This window comes from Weissella koreensis KCTC 3621 (assembly GCF_000277645.1).
The window spans coordinates 37,045-57,611 of record NZ_AKGG01000011.1; the positions used below are offsets into that span (position 1 = coordinate 37,045).

Sequence of the window (20,567 nt, forward strand, 5' to 3'; positions counted from 1 at the left end):
TTAATAGGAAAAATATGCTGAATTACAACATATTGTCTATTAACTGGTTTTTACTTTTTCAGTAAATTAATCTTATACCTTTTTGGATTAAATAATCTAAATTCACTTTATTTTAACCCGATTCAATAGCAATGAATTAAAGACAACCGAAATGGAACTAAAGGCCATAGCCAATCCAGCTAATTCAGGACTTAAGGTTAAACCATAAATACTAAACAAACCAGCAGCAATGGGAATTCCAATAATATTATAGATAAAAGCCCAAAATAAGTTAGCTTTAATCTTATGAAAAGTCTTTTTACTAATATCTATTGCCCGAGTTACATCCCTTAGATCATTTTTAACTAAGACAATATCTCCTGAATCAATTGCAATATCAGAACCAGATCCCATCGCAATTCCTAAATCAGCTGTTGTTAAAGCAGGTGCATCATTGATCCCATCACCAACAAAAGCCACAGTTCCATTTTGTTTCAATCGTTTAATTTGTTCCGCTTTCTCAGTCGGCAAAACATTTGCAATGACTTGCTCTATTCCCACAGATTTTCCTATCGAATCAGCTACACCCTGGTTGTCACCTGTTAACATAACAGGCTGAATACCTTGACTTTTTAACATTTCAATAGCATTTTGGGAAGTAGTTTTGGGGATATCTTGAATTGCTATTAATCCAATAACCATTTTATTTACTATCAAATAAACCACCGTTTTAGCAGCATCTTCTAGTTTCATGGCTTGTGTTTTTTGATTTTCAGTAATTTTGGTATCATCAGTTATAATTTTATAATTTCCCAATAAAACAAACTGACCTTGAACCTCTCCAATAGCACCTTTTCCTTCAAGTGCTTTGAAATTAGTTACATCTAGTGGTAACACATCTTCTTCTTGGCTAGCATCTAAAACAGCTTTAGCAAGCGGGTGTTCAGATAAATTTTCCAAGCTAGCAGCCAATCGTAAAATATTCTTTCGATCTGATCCGATTACATCTGTCACTAAAGGATGACCTTGAGTAATAGTTCCAGTTTTATCAAAGACAACCGTCTTAAGCTGTTCGGCGATTTCAAGAACGTCACCATTTTTAATTAAGATTCCCATTTTAGCACTTCGCCCCGTTCCAACCATTAATGCAGTTGGTGTAGCTAGGCCTAAAGCACAAGGACAGGCAATCACGATCACCGCAACGGCATAACTTAAAGCTTGACCTACTGGTAGTTGTAGAAAAATATACCAAATTAAAAAGGTAATAATAGCAATAATTAAAACAATAGGTACAAAAATATCAGATATTTTATCAGTTAATTTTTGTATTGGAGCACGACTAACTTGAGCCTTTTTAACCACATCAACTATTTGCTGAAGCATAGTTTCATTTTCAGTTTTTGTTACTTTAATGACTAAATTTCCATTAGTATTGATCGTAGCACCAATAACCTGGTCACTAATATTTTTTTCCACTGGTAAACTTTCTCCAGTAATAGCAGCTTCATCAACGCTTGAATGCCCATCAATAACGACTCCATCAATTGGAATCTTTTCACCAGGACGAATTAATACTTGATCATTTAGCTTAATTTCAGCTAAAGGTAACCGAACATATTGTTCATTACGCCAAACTTCTGCGTCATTGGCTTGAAGATTTAATAATTTTTCCGTTGCATTGGCAGCTTGATGTCGCATGCGTTCTTCAAAGACTTGTCCTAACAAAACAAAAGTTGTCACAACAGCTGCACTTTCAAAATAAACCGGCTGGTTAACGACCATCGCATAGATACTATAAAAATAAGCAGTTGCTGTCCCAACGGCAACTAAAGTGTCCATATTGGCATGATGCTTCTTAAATGATGCCCAAGCACTCTTCCAAAAAGGTTGCGCGGACAAAAACATAACAAGAGTAGTTAACAGAAAGGCCATCAAGGTATGACCAGGTAATACCCAACCAAGAGGCATTAAGATCATTTCTATTAATAACGGTATAGTCAAAACCAAAGAGATGATAAACCGTTTAGTGATACTTAGACGCATGATAAAACCTTTCTATTAATTACTTAACAATTAATTTTCCATGAAACATATTCATACCGCAAGCCCATGCATATTCACCGGCTTGATCCGTATTAACAGTTACTGAAGTGGTTTCATCTTGTGGTAAAGCCTGATTAATACCAAAATCAGGGAAAACGACATGATCCAAACAACTTGATCCATCAATTTTTGTAAAACGTAGCTCAGTCGGCATACCTTTCTTAACGATCACTTGTTCGGGTGAATAACCACCATCAACTTTAATATTAACAATTTGCTTTTCTTGTTCCATCGTAGCCTCCTCTGTTTCGACTTGATGTTTACCAAAGAACCACCAAGTAATTAATGCAATTAAAACAATACCAATGCTTAAAATAATCATTTGGGTCATAAAACGCTCCTTTTATCTAATTTTAGAAATTAATTATGTTCGCATTGTTGCGGTAAACAATGGCACTCCACTTCCTCAGGAGCATCTGGTAACCGTTTCATTAAAACCTTCATCATATTTTTAATATCATTTTGACTTAATGGTACAGTTTCGACTAATTTGGTAATAGCAGCTCCTTTATGATGATCACAAAATTGGTCAAACATATCTTGAGTATATTGGTCCGTAATTTCATGCTCAGTAACTGTGGGTGTATAGATTAATTGCTTCCCATTACGAATAGTATTTAAAATGTTTTTTTTAACAAGACGCCCTAATAATGTCTTAATGGTTGATTCCGACCAAGTTTGAGATTGCTGTAATATATCAATTAATTCTCGACTACGAATTTCACCTTGCGCCCAGATTACATGCATAACAGATAATTCAGCAGATGACATAGGTATAGTTGCTTGCTCCATATAAAACCTCCTTTTCGTTTTGGGTTTACATTTGTAAACAAAGTATAAATCAATCGTTTACAAATGTCAATTATCATGTTGATTTCACCTCTATACCTAGTTTTTTAATCTTTGTTAAATAAAAAACCAACCAATGATTTAGTTGGTTTTTTATTTAATTAACTTTTTTTTAAATACGAATTCTTATTAAGAAGTGACATATCTTTGACCATTATTAATATTTTATATTATGATGCAGTTTTTTTAAAGATCCATTACTACCATGAATCTTTTAAATTATATTTTGTCTTCAGCACTTAATAAAAAACGCATTGAATATTATTAAACTTAATATGATTTGTTATAAACATTTAATAATGTTTTAATTTGTTTGAAAGCGTATTCTTAAAAATATGAATTTTTTTATTATATTACTTTACTGGAGGTTTACAATGGATATAAATAATATTGAATATTTATTGAATTCCCTTAAACATAAAGGGGTTCCAATAATTACAAAAAAACGTCATACATATTTGACTTATCACGGATTTGAAGAAAACATCACCTATATTTTAAAGAAGGGAGTCATTAAAAATTCAATCATTTTACAAGACGGTCGAGAATTTAACATTTCATACATGACAAAGCCCAATGTGGTAAACCTATTACGGGATGATGAAATATCCAAAGATAATGATCAACCATTCAACATCCGAATTGAATCTGATGTTGCAGAGTTTTATAAGATGGATCGCATAGATTTTTGGAATATGGTTAATAATGATGAAAAATTAAGAACTTATGTCAGTGAATATTATAAGAATAAGCTTTCTCAAAATATTACTCATCTCCAAATGATTTCTATGAATGGAAAATCAGAAGCAGTATGCGCTTTCATATATGAATTAACCAAACTTTTTGGAAAACATTTATCCGATCAAAAAGATGTTTATATTGACTTTATAGTAACCAACGAGGATATTGCAAGTTTTTGTGGCATAAATTCACAATCCTCTGTTAACCGTATTTTAACGACATTAAGGCAACAAAAAATTATCGATATCAAAAATCATCATATTATCATTAAAGATATGGAACATTTGTTAGATAATGTGGCAATGTAATTTTAATAGGTTCGTTTGAATCCACTCTGTTAATTACACTTCTTTTTTTGATGAAAAAATCTTTAATATTAGATTCAAAATTATAACTATATTTTTATAATACCATACTACTTTTGTTTTTGACTATTATATTTTTTGCTTAAAATCAACATTTTAATTTTTTAGCTTAACTATATTAACTTAAATATAACCTATTCATCGCTTTTTAATGATTTATTAAAGCTATTCTGGCTTATAAAACATACTTAAAATAAAAATTATTTTTGTTAAACTAACTACTGAATTTATTATAAAAAATTAAAAACCTCACAATTTAGCTTTAAGCCAATTAATGAGGTTTAAATAAACATTATCTGCTTATAGATAGTGTTTTTTATTTTAAAAAAATCTAATCTACTAACAAGTTTTTAAATGCTTCAGCATATATCTCCATAGCTATCCGCATATCTCTTACGGGCCAATTTTCATTGGCTTGGTGCATAAAGTCAGGCGTTGTTGTTAGCATTGCACCAAATGCGACACTATTCTTCATGGTACGTGCAAATGTAGCACCACCTGATATACCAGGCTCTGCCATTTGTTCACCTGTAACTTTAATATATGATTGCATCAAAGTTTTCACAAGTGTTCCATCTTTTGGTACATATAGTGGTTCTAGATAATCAAAATTTTCATATTTGAAATTAAATGGAGCTACTTTTTCTTCAATTAATTTAATCAAAGCATCATGTTCTGTTTGGACCGGAATTCGCATATCAATTTGCATTCTGGATTCTTTAGCATTAATTTGCAAACTAGATATATTGAAAGTTAATTGACCAGAGACCTCATCTTTAATAACTCCTAATAAATTAGCACCAGTTGCATCTTCACCAAAATTTTTAATAAACTCCAAGGCAGCGACGCTAGGAAAGACATCGGCTAGAGCAATTCCTAAACGTAAGAGCGCATTTTCCCCCTCAGGTGCATTCATGGCGTGGACTGAGTTGCCTTGAATAATGAGTCCAGCATCTGTCTTCTGATAATTGAAGCCATGTTTTTCTAAGGCTGTTTCCACTTCAGACTGCCTAGCACCATTGTAAGTCGCTGATCCTGGTACAGCATTAAAAGCATTAACTAGATTAAGCTCTAATTCCGTTGAGCCAGGTCCAACCAAATATGATTGTTGAAGTCCCTTTTCGGCATACACAAGTGGAAATTCAGCATCGGGTGCAATTCCCATATCAATTCCAGCTTCTTTTTCATTATATTTAGCCATCCCCCGCCAAAGGATTTCCTCATCCGTTCCGAAAATGAAGCGTACTTTTTTATTAAAGGTCATTCCTTGATCTAGCAAGGCTTTAATGGTAAAGAGTGTCGCAATGGTTGGCCCTTTATCATCTTGGGTTCCACGTCCATAGAGCGAACCATCTTTTTGAGTTAGTTCAAAAGGATTCGTCTTCCAAGCTGCTTTATCTCCAGCTGGGACAACGTCAACATGACAAATTAGGCCAAAAATTTCGTCCCCTTCTCCAATTTCTGCATAACCATAATAACCTTCGGGATCAACATAAGTTTGATATCCTAATTCATCCGCAATTTTTAACACTTCATCTAAAGCTAAACGAATACCAGTTCCAAAAGGTGCATTAGGGGCTGCTTCAGTATTATATGAAGGTTGAGCAATCATTCGTCCTAGAGCTTTAATCGCATTATTTTGTATTTCATCTGTAATATAATTTGTCATGAATTTTTCTCCTTAAAATAAGGTGCAGATTACCAAGAAGGCAATCGTAACAACTAGTAGGATTCCCATTAGCTTAGCAGTAAACTTTAGCCAAGTAGTAATATTAACATGTGCAATTGCCAAGGCCCCCATCACAATTCCAGACGTTGGCGTGATAATATTTACCCATCCAACAGCGGCTTGATATGCTGTGATAATTAGGTCAGGTGTAACACCTGAAAACTTCCCTAGTGGTCCCATAATTCCCATCGTAGCAGCTGCTAAACCAGATGTTGATGGAATTAAGAATGACATCGGAATATAGAAAATAAAGGTTAAGACGATGAAAATTCCACCAGGAAGATGTTGAAGTCCTTGTTCACCAGCATGTAAGACAGTAGCTGTTATATTTCCATCATTCATCACAACTTGAATTCCACGAGCCACGGCAATCACGATTGCAACGCTTAGAAATTCATTCATTCCATTTAAGAATGAATCGATAAAATCACTTTCCTTCATCTTAAAAACAAACATTACCACTACAGACATGAAGAGGAATAACATTGTCATTTCACTAAAGTACCAAGTTCCAAATGGAGCCATATCATGTCCTAAGAAATTTCCAAGGAATGGAATTCCTGTTAACCATTTGGTTGTAGAGTCAAAGAAAGTCCATTTTTCATTAATACTATTCCATGGTACCAAACCGATTACCATAACTAAAAAGGTTAGACCAAAAAGCCACAAAACTGCTTTTTGACGTTTAGTCATTTCATTATCAGTATCATTAGTTGAAATTGAAAACTCATTAAGATCCGATTCACGTTGATTAAATACTAATGATTTAGTTGGATCTTGTTTCACCTTATTAGCATAACGCATAACATAAATAATACTAATGGCAGTTGTAATCACTAATAAAATTAAACGTGGAAATAAGCCATCCCCAGGAGAAATATTTAAACTTTGTGAAGCGACTCCTGTTGCAAATGGGTTAACCGTTGAAGCCAGCACCCCCACCTGCGAACCAATTAAGGCAATCGCAATTGCAACTAATGAATCAAATCCCACGCTGATCATCACTGCAATTAAAATAGGATAAAATGCAATGGTCTCTTCACCCATTCCATAAGTTGATCCACCTATTGCAAATAATATCATTAAAATAGGAATCAAAATTTTTTCTTTTCCAGCATATTTTGATAACATTGTCGAAATTCCATCATCTAAGGCTTTGGTTTTATTAACGACTCCCAAAAATCCACCGATAACCAGAATAAATAATGATATGGCGACAGTACCGTCACCATCCTCAGTTCCTACCATTCCTTTAATCGGAGCCATGAAAACATCCCAGATTCCCTGCGGATTAGCTGCGCGACTATGATAAGTTCCCGCAATAATTTCGCCTGCTTTATTTGTTGCATATTGTCCAGCTGGAATAATCCAGGTTAAAACAGCTACGGCAATAATCAAAAAGAACAAAATTGTAAATGACGACGGCATCTGAAATTTTTTCTTTTTTTCTTTCATAATATCATCTCCTTTGATTAGTTAAGCATTTAACTTAACTACATAATATCTCATTTGTAAGCGGTTTTAAAGTTATAAATCATAAGTTTTTAACCTAAATTAAAGCTTGCTATAGATATGCAAACATTTATGCATATATAGATGCATATTATCATTATTTTTTATAAATGATCCCTAAGTTATTATCTATAACTACATAAAAGATAAATTCGAAACATTCATTTTTTTATTTAGGTGGTTATAAATTAAAAGGGATAATCGTTATTACTAACGATTATCCCTTTCTATTTATATTATGATATCCGTTTAATTATTAGGCCACTGTTTTTTTAGACTAGGAATTGAAATACTAAATAAAATCAAAGTTAAAATAAACAGACCGAATAATACCCAAACTCCTGTACGACTACCAAGCATTGCTCCATGCTGAAGATCTTGTTGTTGACCTGAAGCAAATAGACGAGCTGCTAATGCTGTAGCAGCGGCCCCAGTAAATTGTTGCAAGGTATTAAGAACACTATTACCATCCGCTGATAAATTTTGATCTAATTGACTCAAGGTTGCTGTCATCAAATTATTAACCGCTAATCCAGAACCGAACTGAGTCATAATATGGAATCCCAATAAGAACCAAATAATTTCATATTTGAAAGTTAATGCCATCCCAATCATTGCTAGGGTTGAAATTATTAACCCAATTGAAATCGGCTTAACTGGTCCAATTTGATCTAAAATACGACCAGAGATTGGTCCTAAGACAGCTCCAATTAAGGCACCCGGGAACATAAATAATCCAGCAACAGTTGAAGACTGGTGTAACCCAATTTGAATGAAACTTGGCAAAATAAATGAAAGAGCCAAGAACATAGCTTGGTAAACTAAAACACCAACTAATAATCGATTAAAGACATGATGTTTAAATACTCGTAAATTAAGTAATGTAGTCTTACTATTAAAGTAATAAAAGATTCCTAATGCAATTAAGCTTAACAAGAGCCATTTAACTGATAATTGCTCAATAGCTAATAAAAGACTAGCTAATCCAATCGATAACATAATAAAAGCCATAAAATTGAACTTTTCATTACGCATTACCTTTTCAGTTGGAATTGATCTTAGGCCTAAAATAAACGAGATAATAATTAATGGTAACAAAAACCAAAAAATAGCTCGCCAACCCAAAGCAGCCATCACTACTCCACCATAAGTAGGCCCAATAGCAGGTGCTAAAGCGGTCGTCATCGTTCCAATCCCCATCATAGAACCACGCTTTTCTAATGGCGATTTAGTCAAAATGATATGAAACATCAACGGTAAAGCAATTCCAGTTCCAATTCCTTGAAAAACACGTCCTAATAATAATATAGGCAAGGTTGGTGCAAATCCATCCGTTAAAACTCCTACTAAAAACATTAAATTAGAAATGATAAATAAGCGATAAGCTGAATAATTGCGAATAAAGTATGCTGATAGTGGAACTACCACCGCAATGGCTAATAGATATCCCGTAGTTACCCATTGGACTCCATTTGCATTCACATTAAATTCTTGCATTAAAGTTGGAAAGGTTACGTTCATTGAAGTCTCAATTAAAACCCCACTAAAACACATAATTCCGGCGGCGACAATTGCGGCAAAAACGTGCCATTCTTTTGTTTTCATATGTTTCTCCTCTTCATTTTATAATTTCTAAGACATAAAAAAGACGGCATAATCAATTGAGATTACGCTCGCCTCTATTATCGGTATATTTGAAGTTAAATATACTATCTGTACGAAATAATAATATAATTTTAGCATATCTAATCGGGCTTGCCTAGCTATGACTAGAATTTTTCACAAAATATAATGCACTAACACCTTAGGAATGTTATTCTAGAAGGAATGATTAAAAAAGGATAGGTTTTATTAATAATGGCAAACAGGCAACAATTTATTCGTAATTTTGCAATTATTGCACACATCGATCATGGTAAGTCTACTTTGGCCGATCGAATTATGGAAATGACAAGTACAGTTAGTGATCGTGAATCATCTGCCCAACAATTAGATGATTTAGCAGTCGAAAAAGCTCATGGAGTAACCGTTAAGTCTAAGGCGGTCCGAAACTATTATGTTGATGAAAATGGTGATGAATATCAATATAATTTGATTGATACCCCTGGTCACGTTGATTTTAATTATGAAGTTTCTCGTTCATTATCAGCCACTGATGGTGTGCTACTAGTTGTAGATGCAACTAAGGGTGTTCAGGCTCAAACGGTCGCCAATTTCCGCTTAGCTAAGGAAGCCAATTTAACTATTATTCCTATTGTAAATAAAATTGACAATAATATGGCAGATGTTGAAGGAACTATCGATCAAATTTTAGATCTTGACGTCGATTTTGCTGATCAAGAAATTTTGAAAATTTCAGCTAAAAGTGGTTTAGGCGTTGATAAGGTTTTAGAAGCCATCCATGATCGTATCCCAGCTCCAGTTGGAGACGATAATGCGCCATTAAAGGCATTAGTTTTTGATTCTAAATTTGACCCTTACAAAGGGGTTGTAGCTCAGGTTAGAATTTTTGAAGGTCAGTTAACCAGCCAAACAAGTCAACTTTTCTTTGCTAGTCAACTAAGCGCGACTAACAAAGAAATTGGGATTTTTGCTCCTGAAATGTTAACTATGAATAAATTATCCGCTGGAGATGTCGGTTATGTTGTAACCGGGGTGAAAGACTCCAATGCAATTAAAATTGGAGATACGATTACGAACACAGATAATCCAGCAACCAAAGCTCTACCTGGTTATCAGGCAGTCGAGCCGATGGTTTATGCTGGCTTGTATCCTAAAAATACCGATTATAAAGAATTAAAAATTGCAATTGAAAAATTGGCATTGAATGATGCTGCCTTTCATTATGAACCCGAACAATCTGAAGCCTTGGGAATGGGATTCCGTGGTGGTTTCTTAGGTATTTTTCATCTTCAAATTATTCGAGAACGTTTACTAGCTGAATTTGGTTTAGAAGTTTTAACAACAATGCCAAATTCAACATTTAAATTAACATTGAAAAATCAAGACGAGCCATTATATGTTGAAAACCCAATTCAATTCCCTGACTGGTCAAAAATTGCCAAGGTTGAGGAACCATATGTTCATGCTAAAATGACTTTGCCAAATGAAATGTTGAATGACATTATGCGCTTAGCCGAAGGACGCCGTGGAATACTAGAAGATCTGGATACATTAGGATCAATGGTTGTTGCCACCTATTTAATGCCAATTTCTGAAATTGCATATGACTTTTTCAATGAATTGAAATCTGTTTCACACGGTTTTGCTACTCTATCAACTGAAGTTGCGGACTATGACTATTCAGATTTAGTTAAATTAGAAATTGCGATTGATTATGTTAATATCGATGCGTTAACTATGATTACACATCGGTTGAAAGCTGAGAGAATGGCCCAAAACATGGTTAATAAATTACGTGATTTAGTACCGCGCAAGTTACAAGTTATGCCAGTACAGGCAATCGTCGAAGGAAAAGTAATCGCACGTGAAAATATCCCACCGCTACGGAAAGTTGCTGCAAAAGGATCTTCGGTTTCTAAGAAACAACAACAACTTCGTCGAACTGGTCAATCTAAATCAAATATCGAGTTACCACAGGCCGTCTTTGACGCTCTATTGGACCTAGGATAATTAAAAATCCGTCAGCTAGCATTACGCTAACCGACGGATTTTTTTAATTAAATATATTAATTTATTCAACATCTTTTTTAAATAACAAATGAACCCCACCATCAGATAATGGTTTAGCACTAACAAAGCTAAATTTATCATTAACTTGGGTTCCTAAGGTATCAAAAGCTGCCTTTTGCATAGCGTTACCATCCACATGAGGTGCCACCACTAATGAAATTTCGTCTACGACATGCGCTTTCAAAAAGGCACCATCAATGACAGCACCACCACAAACAGCCAAGGTATCAATGGTAAAGTGTTGTTTTAATTTAACCAATACTTCTTCGAAATTAAAGTCTTCCTCCCCGCTAATAATATAAGGAATATTCATTGAGCGTAGAAAGGCTAAATAGTTTTTACTGGCTTGTTTGGTCACAATTTCAACAGCATGCATTTTATGCTCATTATATTCAAAATAATTTTGTTCCCAACCACATTGCCCCTTTCGATCAAAAGAAATAGACCAAGTTTCTGATTTAATCTCCGGTAGCCAATCCTCATATTCAATCCCTTCAGGATCATACTGACCTAGATCAGGATGACCTGAAGCAGCATACATTTGAATTGTTTCTCTTCCGTTTGCATCAGCATTACTCATTCGGAAGAGTTCATCCGAATAATAAGCACTTGATACTGCGCTACCATGAGGCCCGTCAATTTTACCATCAATTGAAACATACATGTGAATGATTACTTTACTACGATCCATATTGTTCCTCCACTTATAACTTAATTGTTTTTGATTTTTATTATTCCTACTTAAAAAATCTATAAAGCTAGTATATTCCTTGGAGTGTACTTTAAGGCAAGGCTCAATTTTAAATTTAAATAAAGAAAGATGAGATACGTTATCTCATCTTTCTCCAAAGTAGCATTAAACCATTGCCACAATACTTTTAGTGATCTTATCCGCAACTATCTGAATATCATAATTTTTTACATTACCAAATTTAGTAATTCGCATAAACTCAAAGAATATTTGTCCAACTAAAAGGCGAAACAAATCAACGATTGAAATTTCCGAATTAGGAATTAAGCTTTCCAAAGCAGAACTTAACTGCTTAATTATAGGAGTAAATTTTTGTCTCAACCGATTGAGTAAATCATCATTAACTAAGGCTTCACTCATCAAAATTTGTAAAATAAGCCGATTATCATAAATGAAAGTTAAACGATCATTAACAATAAATTGAATAGTTTGTTCAAAATCTTGATTTTGAGGAACTCGTTTTTGAATGAATTCTTGTCCATAACTAGGGATTAAATCGTCCATTAATGGATTGATAATAGCTTCTAATAAACCACGTTTTGTTTTAAAATACTTAAAAATGGTAGCTTCACTCATCCCTGATAATTCTGAAATTTGGGCGGTTGAAGTCCCATTAAAGCCTTGATCAGAGAAAAGTTTGACGGCTGCAATAATCACTTTGCGTTTCCCCGTTGGCATTTCAATTGTGGCAATGAGATCATTAAAATCATCAATTATTCTATCAGTCATATTATTCCCCACTATATATTTATATTTTATACCTTACGATAACGTTTTAAGCCTAAAATATTTCCAATCGTGAGTAATACCAAGAAGACTAACAGGATCAATAGATCAAACCAAATTTGTGAAAAGCCAGCACCGCTCATTACGACGTTAGTTAAGGCCTCTCCAGCATACTTCATTGGCATGATATCGGCAATAACTTTTAACCACCCCGCCATTGAATCTAATGAAACTAATCCCGAGAAAAATATTTGTGGTACAACGACTAAGGGGATAAACTGCATCATCTGGAATTCAGATTTGGCAAAAGTTGACATCAAGATACCAAACGTCAAAGCTACCATCGCTAATAAGATGTTAACTACAACAACCCACCAAATTGAACCAATTACTTCAACATTTAGAACCCAAATAGTATAACTGACAATAATCAAAGTTTGTAAAATTGCCAAAAGTCCATAACTTAAAATATACCCAAAGACAATATCAGAACGCTTGACTGGGGTTGCTAGTAAACGATCTAATGTTCCAGAAGAACGTTCGCGTAAGAGCGCCATTCCAGAAATCAAGAAAACAAAGAAGAAAACAAAAAATCCCATTAGAATTGGTAAAATTTTATCAAAGTAAGATGTATCTTTATTACCATAATTGTAGACATTATGAATCTGAGGTTGCTCATTTTGTGTTGGATTAACCCCTGCGGCTTGTTGTAATTTAGCAAGGGCCGTTGCCATTCCAGAAATTTGATTTTTGACTTGTGCAGAAGCTAATGCTGATTTAGTTAAAGTCGTTTTAGTTGCATCTAAATTAGCATAGGTCACCGTAAAATCAGTTCCATCATATTTAATAATTCCGTCAATTTTTTGATCTTTCAAATCTTCCTTGGCATTTGAAACTTTACTATAGGTTTTCAAATTAATATGATCAGTATCAGCAAGGGTTTCTTTTAATGGCTGCTCCATATTGATAGTAGCAAGATTAACTGTTATATCTGAATTGTTATTAAAGACAACCTTCATTAGACTCAAAACTAACAAAGGGGCCACAAACATTAACATTAGTGTTCTCTTATCCCGAAATAATTCTTTCCGGACACGACGAGCAATTGATAAAATCCGCATTATTTTTCCTCCTCTGCCATCAAAAATACTTCTTCAATCGTATCAACATGATATGCATCTTCCAATTTTGATGGACTGTCATTAGCAATCAGCTTACCACCAAGTAATAAGGCAACCCGATCGACTAATTCTGCTTCATCCATCACGTGAGTTGTCACGAGTATGGTATGCCCATTATTACGCATCGTTTGTAATTCATGCCAAATTTGTCGTCGTAATGATGGATCAATTCCAACAGTTGGCTCATCTAGTATTAATAGTTTAGGATTACCTAAAAAGGCAATTGCTAATGACAGCCGACGCTTCATACCTCCTGAATAACCTGAAGCATACTTATCCAGATGAGGTGTTAAATCAACAATTTCAGCAACTCGCTCAATTTCAGAATCAATATTTTTAACACCACGCATTTCAGCAAAAAACTCCAAATTCTCACGACCGCTTAACTGTTCATATAGAGCATCAGATTGAGCCATATATCCGAGCTCACCTAAAATTTGACGTTCCGGCATTTTCTTATTAAAAACCGTTGCATTACCAGCATCAACTACTTCCATACCTAAGGCAATTTTGATGATAGTTGATTTACCAGCTCCAGAAGGGCCAATTAGCCCTACGATTTCTCCTGGATTCACCGCAAAAGAAACATCATCCAAAACAACTTGAGTCCCATATTTTTTACTGACATCGGTTAGTTCAATAATTGCTATAGTCATATAAATCTCCTTTTATATTTAAGTGAGTGATTACTTACTTACATTTACATATTCTACTCAGCTTTATCCGTTTGTCAAATAAATTTAAGTTTTTGCTTCGCATTGAGTTAAAGATGAACAAATAAAAAAGCCAGGACAGTTATTGTGTCCCAGCTTTATTGCTCTATATTTATTTGATTATTACGAATAATTAGTTTTTAAAAATATTAACTAAAATATCATATTTTTGAATTTATACTTTATTCGGATAACTTAAGCCTTATTTGCATTACCAAAAACATCAATCCGCTCATTTAATGCTTGTTCAATAGCTGAAAACCCAGGCTTCAAGAACTTACGAGGATCATAGTTTTTGCCTTCTAAATCTTTATTTGAAAGAACATAATCACGAATACCTTGATGGAAAGCCAATTGTGCTTCAGTATTAACGTTGACTTTAGCCACCCCTAATTGAATAGCTTGTTTGATTTGATCATCCGGAATCCCAGAACCGCCATGTAATACAATTGGCATGGGATGATTAACCGCATTTGAAACAGCTGTTGAGAGCTCAGATAAATGATCCAAGTGCAAACCATTCCAGTTTTCAGGATACTGGCCATGAATGTTACCAATTCCAGCAGCTAAGAAATCAATCCCGGTCTGGGCCATCTGAATAGCATCATCAATCGGAGCAATTTCACCATCACCAACGACCCCATCTTCTTCACCACCAATTGAACCAACTTCGGCTTCAACTGACACATTTGATTTCTTAGCTAGTTCAACAATTTCAGCAGTTTTAGCCAAATTTTCGGCAAGTGGTAAGTTTGATCCGTCAAACATAACTGAAGTGAATCCGGCATCAATCGCTTCTTTAGCACCCTCAAATGTTCCATGATCCAGATGAATAGCAATGGGAACATCAATCTCCATTGCTTCATCTAGATTCCGAACCAAGTTGGCAACTACTTTAAAACCACCCATATACTTAACTGCACCCATTGAAATGGCCATTAAAGTTGGAGCTTGACGTTCTTTAGCGACGCGAAGGATTGCTTGTGTCCATTCTAAATTATTAGTATTAAATGCACTAATAGCATATTGCTGTTCACGAGCATTTTGAATCATTTGTTTTGCATTCATAATCGTCATAATATTTTCCTCTTTTACTTTATTCCCAATTTGCTTTTTCAAAATGTTCTAGTGAACCATGAAATGACAAATCCATTGCGTGACTCGCTTGTATTAAGGCCTCGCGCTCAGAAACGTTTTGTGCTTTAAAAATTTGAGCTGTTTGAATCAAGAGATGCATTAACCCATTTTCTGCCATCCAATTCATTTTTTCATTATAATCGAATTGAACCCATGCAGTTCCACTCACCTCGTCATCCCACTTCGCAGCACCATGATATGGACGATCGTCAATTAAGATTCCACCTTCAGCCCTAGCAAGGCCTTTATCATGGGTCATGATCACTCGTTTATAGAACGGGCTTTCTTCATCAGTACCAAAATATTCATTCAACCATTCAATTTTATTTGACCATGAACTTGCATTAAACCAAGGAGCTGTTGATAAAATATATAAATCATAATACTTAGATAAAATTTTGACACTATCCAAAGCACCAGGTAATGGTTTTAAATGGCGAAATATATCTGGAATTTGATCAGGTTTCTCTAAGCCCATTTTAGCTGCTTGTTCAGTTGAAGCTGTTAAAATGGGTAAAGTATCCACCAACGTATTGTCCATATCTAAAAACAATTTAGGCTTTTTAAGCATTATATAATCCTCTTTTTAAAAATTGGTATAGGTAGATAATAACTTGTATTATACCGCAAGTTTGTGAAAAACAAAAATATATTCTGGAATATAAATCGATATTTAAACTATGTTTTTATTTTTCATTTATCATATTTATTTGTGAATATTTTTAACAAAAACGTTTCTAGCACTATAAATTGGTATGGACAAATATTTAATAATAAATAAAAATAACCGTAACTCAATGAGTTACGGTTATTTCATTTGCCTTTGATAAGTAAAACTTACCAAGAAGCTTTTTGTACACCAGGAATCAATCCCTTGTGTGCAAGTTGACGGAAGTTCAAACGTGACATTCCGAACTCACGCATATATGCATGAGGACGTCCATCAAGTTGATCACGATTGTGCATCCGAACAGGGGATGCATTACGTGGCAACTTTGAAAGCCCAACGTAGTCTCCAGCAGCTTTCAATTCAGCGCGCTTTGCAGCGTACTTTGCAACTGTTGCTTCAATTTTCTTAGCCTTAGCGATCTTAGACTTCTTAGCCATGGTTACTTAACCTCCTTGAATGTGGTAACTTTGCGCAACTTTGGAGAATACTTCTTTAACTCCAAACGGTCGGGCGTGTTACGACGATTCTTAGAAGTTAGATAGATACGCTCACCTGTTTCGGCGGCTTCTAACAAAATGTTAATGCGCATTAACATACTCCTTGAATTAATGTATTTGGGGGTTGCCACCACCCACTAGTGTAAACGACAGGTCTAGCTGCATTGGGCTAAACCCCAAGCTTGCGTCGTGCACAATAGCTAGTAAATTACAAAAACTAATATTACACGCATTTTTTACAAATTGCAAGGGTTTTGCCAGAATTGTGTAAAGTATTTTTACTTTACATCTTATTTAATGAATTTTAGCCCATTTAATCCCTAGTTTTTAAGTAATAATATATAAAAAATAATAAAATTATTTCCTTATATATTTGCTTAGTTAATTCTTGCAAATAATTAATTTGTCGCCTTCACAAAATGCCAACTATTAAACATTAATGGATAAACAAGCAAAAAATTCACTAATTGATCAAACAATCCAGCTAAAGGCCAACCAATAAATTGTGTCAATACTATCACAATTTCGAATACAACCATTAAAGCTCCTGATAATTGCCACATATTAGCAAATGAAGTTTGACCAACCACTTGTAAGGCTTGTCCGATCTTCCAATATAGATACCCCATCCCCAACATAATAATCAACATAACAAATAGATATCCAAAGTATAATCCAGTAGTCTGACTAACATCTACTAATTTCAGAACAGGTAACTCCCACCGTATAAACTGAATTAATACAAATGCAAACATAAATTGTTTTAACTTTTGTTGGATGATTTTTTCATGTTGATTCATATAATATTGAACCAAAGCCCAACTGAAAATTAATAAGGAAATTGTTACAACAATATTTATGCTATTAAAAATCAGATGTTTAGGCTGATCTTTAGCTACCAGGACGGCTAGGACATGGGCCGTTGGTTGATAGAACGGCCAGGATAAAACACCGATGATCGGTTGAATTATGTTCAATAATCCACCGAAAAGGCCTAGTGCCCAAATATGTTTACTTTGCCACCACTTCTGATTCATTTAAACTCCTACTTCTCTGTCTTTAAAATATTCAATTCAGATATTTTTAATAATGTATCAACAGCTTTTTGCATAACCTGTAGCGATACATATTCATAGCGACCATGCATATTTTCACCTCCAGCGAACAAATTAGGAGTTGGTAGTCCAAGAAAAGTTATCTTTGAGCCATCCGTTCCACCTCTAATTGGTTCAATCTTAGGCTCAATATCTAAAGCTTTTAAAGCATCAGCGGCTAAATCAACAGGATACATATTATTTTTTAGAATTTCTCCCATGTTGTAATATTCATCTTTGAGCTCGATTTGAATTCGTTCTACTCCAAAAGCTTGATTCATTTCGTTAGCAATGGCCTTTAGCCTTTGTTTACGCAACTCAAAGCTTTCTCGCTCGTGATCACGCACCAAGTACTGCATTTGAGCAGATTCAGGGGTTCCTGTTAATTTGATCAAGTGCCAGAATCCTTCACGACCGGCAGTATGCTCCGGCCGATCATGAGATGGTAATTGAGCATGATAGTCCATAGCTACTTGTAAAGCATTGATCATAGTATTTTTAGCTGAACCAGGATGAACGTTTAGCCCTTGAATCGTAATAGTTGCTGCAGCTGCCGAAAAAGTTTCCCACTCAATTTCACCCAACGGTCCTCCATCAACAGTATAAGCAAAATCAGCTTTAAATTGCTTCACATCAAAATGATCAGCGCCTGTTCCAATTTCTTCATCTGGTCCAAAGGCAAGCATAATTTTACCGTGTGGAACTTCTGGATGTTGAATTAGATATTGTGCAGTAGTCATAATTTCAGCCACACCAGCCTTATCATCAGCGCCTAACAGTGTTGTTCCATCTGTCGTAATGAGGGTATGCCCTTGATAGTTATTTAAATTAGGAAATTGTTCCGGATCTAATTGATAATCTTGATTCAAAGTAATCACAGAATGGCCATCATAATTTTCAACAATTTTAGGCTGAATCTTTTTAGATTCAAAATCAGCTGTGTCAACATGTGAGATTAAACCAATGACTGGTGCATCATAGTTTAAATTACTAGGAAGTTCAGCAAACACATATCCATCATCCATAGTTTGAACATTAGATGCTCCTAAATCAATTAATTCTTGAGCTAATTTTTTTAAGAAATAAATTTCTTTTGGATCAGACGGAATTGTTTTTGAATACTCATTTGAACGGGTATCAATCTTAACATAACGTAAAAATCTTTCTAATAATTCTGGATATTGCTTATCAGTCATTTTAATTCTCCCCCAACAATCTTTGTTTTTAAATATAAGTATATGGATCCGTATTAACCTGTGAACTAAAAACATCAACTAGATCCCATTTCTTAGTTTGCTGCCAGCGTTTAATCTGTTTGACCATTTGATCCTTGACGATTGACTCCATATGATGATCAGGATCAATAACAATAAAGTCATGAGACAAGACATCATGTCCCGTATGGTAGTAAAGATCAGCGGTAATTAATGCATCAGCCCCACTTTGTTGAGCAACTAAGTATTCTGAACCACCATCACCACCAATAACAGCAATTTTTTGAATAGATCGCTTCAAATCATTTGCGATGACTCGGACTGCCTTGACATTAAATAATTCACGAATAGATTGAGCATATTTTTGAACACTGATTGGATGATCTAACTCTCCAATTCGTCCTAAACCACTATTTGGATCTCCCTTGTCTGGTAATAAAGGCTTAGTATTTTTTATGCCTAAAGCTTCAGCAAGCCAATCATTCATTCCATCTTTAGCTGCATCTAAATTAGTGTGTGCGCTATAAACAGTAATATTATTTTTCAATAAATCAGCATACATTTGGTTTTGAGGATCTTCTAAATCTAAATTTTTAGCTGCATGAAACATAAGGGGATGATGTGAAAAGATAAAATCAACATGTTTCTCAATTGCTTCAGCAACTACCTCGGGGCGAACATCTAAGGTTGTCATGACACGATGGATATCTTGTTGAGAACTTCCCACTTGAATTCCAACGACATCTCTCTCCCATGCTAAATTTAATGGAGCTAGTTCTTCAATAGCTGTGATTAGCTTTTGAGCTTTCATTTTATATCACCTCTTGAATGGTTTGTGCTTGCTTTTGATAATTTTGATAAGCAATTGAATCGCTTTGATCTGCTTTAGTTAAAGTATCGAGTAATTGCTGAAGCCGATCCAATTCTGCTTGCCATTTTGCGATCCAAACGGCATCCTTATTTTGTAAATTAAATGGACCAAATGTAAGTTGTTGTTGCGTGAAATTAGTTTCTCCAGGTTTAGCTACTAATATTTCATAGTAATGACCATCATCAAAAAGCATCGTTTCGTTTATCAAAGCATAATGATGTACTTGTAACCAAGTTCGGACGGTTGAAACGTCAGTATTAGGTTGTAAAATTAGATTATCATATTGAATATGATCATGATGCCCTTGTTCTAATATTTTTTGAATTAACTGGCCACCCATTCCGGCAATAACAGCAGTGTCAATTTGATCAACAGGTTCTACCACCGCAAATCCATCCCCCAAACGCGGTTCTAAACGCCCTGTTAATTCTGCTTTTTCAATTTCATTTTGTGCATTTTGCAATGGTCCTTGGGCAACTTCACCAGCAATCGCAAAAGTTATTTTTTGATTTAATAAAAGATGCGCTGGTAAGTAGGCATGGTCGGACCCAATATCGACTAAGCGCGCACCCATTGGAACAAAGTCAGCAACACGTGCCAACCGATTTGATAAATTAATGGCATCCATTTTAAATTCTCCTGAAAAAAATATAATACTATTATTTTAGCATAAACAGAAAAGAGGCTGGAAAAAAACTGTTCCAGCCCCACTAATTTAAATATTTTATCCCTGACTTATTTA

Annotated in this window: 20 protein-coding genes; 2 read left to right on the forward strand and 18 right to left on the reverse strand. The window is 34.6% G+C overall.

The genetic code is table 11. The features are described 5' to 3' along the window. Positions 1 to 102: 102 nt before the first annotated feature. From JC2156_RS03360 to JC2156_RS03370, 3 genes are read right to left on the reverse strand one after another with little or no spacing between them, the layout of a single operon-like run. The gene (locus JC2156_RS03360) at positions 103 to 2,022 is read right to left on the reverse strand and encodes a copper-translocating P-type ATPase (protein WP_013989082.1); all 1,920 of its coding nucleotides are present in this window, start codon (positions 2,020 to 2,022) and stop codon (positions 103 to 105) included. Positions 2,023 to 2,041: 19 nt separating this feature from the next. Next, a complete protein-coding gene (locus JC2156_RS03365) occupies positions 2,042 to 2,413 on the reverse strand; it encodes a cupredoxin domain-containing protein (RefSeq protein WP_006845433.1) in 372 nt (123 codons plus the stop codon). A gap of 29 nt (positions 2,414 to 2,442) precedes the next feature. Further along, positions 2,443 to 2,874 carry a CopY/TcrY family copper transport repressor gene (locus tag JC2156_RS03370; protein ID WP_006845434.1) on the reverse strand — a complete coding sequence of 144 codons (432 nt, stop codon included), beginning with the start codon at positions 2,872 to 2,874 and terminating at the stop codon, positions 2,443 to 2,445. 431 nt (positions 2,875 to 3,305) lie between these two features. Here JC2156_RS03370 and JC2156_RS03375 point away from each other — a divergent pair, with 431 nt between their 5' ends. Next, complete coding sequence (locus JC2156_RS03375; protein ID WP_006845435.1) at positions 3,306 to 3,980, forward strand: Crp/Fnr family transcriptional regulator; 675 nt, start codon at positions 3,306 to 3,308, stop codon at positions 3,978 to 3,980. Between the two features lie 388 nt (positions 3,981 to 4,368). On the opposite strand, the gene JC2156_RS03380 is transcribed toward JC2156_RS03375, so the two are convergent. From JC2156_RS03380 to JC2156_RS03390, 3 genes are all read right to left on the reverse strand, one after another. Then, the gene (locus JC2156_RS03380) at positions 4,369 to 5,706 is read right to left on the reverse strand and encodes a M20 family metallopeptidase (protein WP_006845436.1); all 1,338 of its coding nucleotides are present in this window, start codon (positions 5,704 to 5,706) and stop codon (positions 4,369 to 4,371) included. A gap of 12 nt (positions 5,707 to 5,718) precedes the next feature. Further along, positions 5,719 to 7,221 (reverse strand): YfcC family protein, encoded by a 1,503-nt coding sequence (locus tag JC2156_RS03385; protein ID WP_006845437.1) that lies wholly within the window; start codon positions 7,219 to 7,221, stop codon positions 5,719 to 5,721. A gap of 306 nt (positions 7,222 to 7,527) precedes the next feature. Then, complete coding sequence (locus JC2156_RS03390; RefSeq protein ID WP_006845438.1) at positions 7,528 to 8,883, reverse strand: MFS transporter; 1,356 nt, start codon at positions 8,881 to 8,883, stop codon at positions 7,528 to 7,530. 252 nt (positions 8,884 to 9,135) lie between these two features. Between JC2156_RS03390 and lepA the strand changes: the two genes are divergently transcribed. Beyond that, positions 9,136 to 10,911: a translation elongation factor 4 gene (gene lepA, locus JC2156_RS03395; protein ID WP_006845439.1), complete on the forward strand. Its 1,776-nt coding sequence runs from the start codon at positions 9,136 to 9,138 to the stop codon at positions 10,909 to 10,911. Positions 10,912 to 10,972: 61 nt separating this feature from the next. On the opposite strand, the gene JC2156_RS03400 is transcribed toward lepA, so the two are convergent. From JC2156_RS03400 to JC2156_RS03455, 12 genes are all read right to left on the reverse strand, one after another. Then, complete coding sequence (locus tag JC2156_RS03400) at positions 10,973 to 11,662, reverse strand: dihydrofolate reductase family protein (RefSeq protein ID WP_006845440.1); 690 nt, start codon at positions 11,660 to 11,662, stop codon at positions 10,973 to 10,975. Positions 11,663 to 11,827: 165 nt separating this feature from the next. After that, positions 11,828 to 12,451 (reverse strand): TetR/AcrR family transcriptional regulator, encoded by a 624-nt coding sequence (locus JC2156_RS03405; RefSeq protein ID WP_006845441.1) that lies wholly within the window; start codon positions 12,449 to 12,451, stop codon positions 11,828 to 11,830. A 26-nt stretch (positions 12,452 to 12,477) separates the two neighbouring features. Further along, a complete protein-coding gene (locus JC2156_RS03410; RefSeq protein ID WP_006845442.1) occupies positions 12,478 to 13,569 on the reverse strand; it encodes an ABC transporter permease in 1,092 nt (363 codons plus the stop codon). Beyond that, the gene (locus JC2156_RS03415) at positions 13,569 to 14,285 is read right to left on the reverse strand and encodes an ABC transporter ATP-binding protein (RefSeq protein WP_006845443.1); all 717 of its coding nucleotides are present in this window, start codon (positions 14,283 to 14,285) and stop codon (positions 13,569 to 13,571) included. Before JC2156_RS03415 ends, JC2156_RS03410 begins: the two co-directional genes overlap by 1 nt. Before the next feature lie 252 nt (positions 14,286 to 14,537). Next, the gene (fba, locus tag JC2156_RS03420) at positions 14,538 to 15,419 is read right to left on the reverse strand and encodes a class II fructose-1,6-bisphosphate aldolase (RefSeq protein WP_006845444.1); all 882 of its coding nucleotides are present in this window, start codon (positions 15,417 to 15,419) and stop codon (positions 14,538 to 14,540) included. Between the two features lie 19 nt (positions 15,420 to 15,438). Beyond that, positions 15,439 to 16,050: a 5' nucleotidase, NT5C type gene (locus JC2156_RS03425; protein WP_006845445.1), complete on the reverse strand. Its 612-nt coding sequence runs from the start codon at positions 16,048 to 16,050 to the stop codon at positions 15,439 to 15,441. A gap of 266 nt (positions 16,051 to 16,316) precedes the next feature. Next, a complete protein-coding gene (rpsN, locus tag JC2156_RS03430; RefSeq protein ID WP_006845446.1) occupies positions 16,317 to 16,586 on the reverse strand; it encodes a 30S ribosomal protein S14 in 270 nt (89 codons plus the stop codon). A 2-nt stretch (positions 16,587 to 16,588) separates the two neighbouring features. Next, positions 16,589 to 16,738 (reverse strand): 50S ribosomal protein L33, encoded by a 150-nt coding sequence (gene rpmG / locus JC2156_RS03435; protein WP_006845447.1) that lies wholly within the window; start codon positions 16,736 to 16,738, stop codon positions 16,589 to 16,591. A gap of 306 nt (positions 16,739 to 17,044) precedes the next feature. After that, on the reverse strand, positions 17,045 to 17,683 hold the full coding sequence (locus JC2156_RS03440) for a hypothetical protein (RefSeq protein WP_006845448.1): 639 nt from the start codon (positions 17,681 to 17,683) through the stop codon (positions 17,045 to 17,047). An 8-nt stretch (positions 17,684 to 17,691) separates the two neighbouring features. Further along, positions 17,692 to 18,936: a peptidase T gene (gene pepT / locus JC2156_RS03445; protein WP_006845449.1), complete on the reverse strand. Its 1,245-nt coding sequence runs from the start codon at positions 18,934 to 18,936 to the stop codon at positions 17,692 to 17,694. A gap of 28 nt (positions 18,937 to 18,964) precedes the next feature. Continuing rightward, positions 18,965 to 19,765, reverse strand: a complete 801-nt coding sequence (locus tag JC2156_RS03450; protein WP_006845450.1) for a Nif3-like dinuclear metal center hexameric protein — start codon at positions 19,763 to 19,765, stop codon at positions 18,965 to 18,967. Between the two features lies 1 nt (position 19,766). Next, positions 19,767 to 20,453: a tRNA (adenine(22)-N(1))-methyltransferase gene (locus tag JC2156_RS03455; protein ID WP_006845451.1), complete on the reverse strand. Its 687-nt coding sequence runs from the start codon at positions 20,451 to 20,453 to the stop codon at positions 19,767 to 19,769. Positions 20,454 to 20,567: the final 114 nt, after the last annotated feature.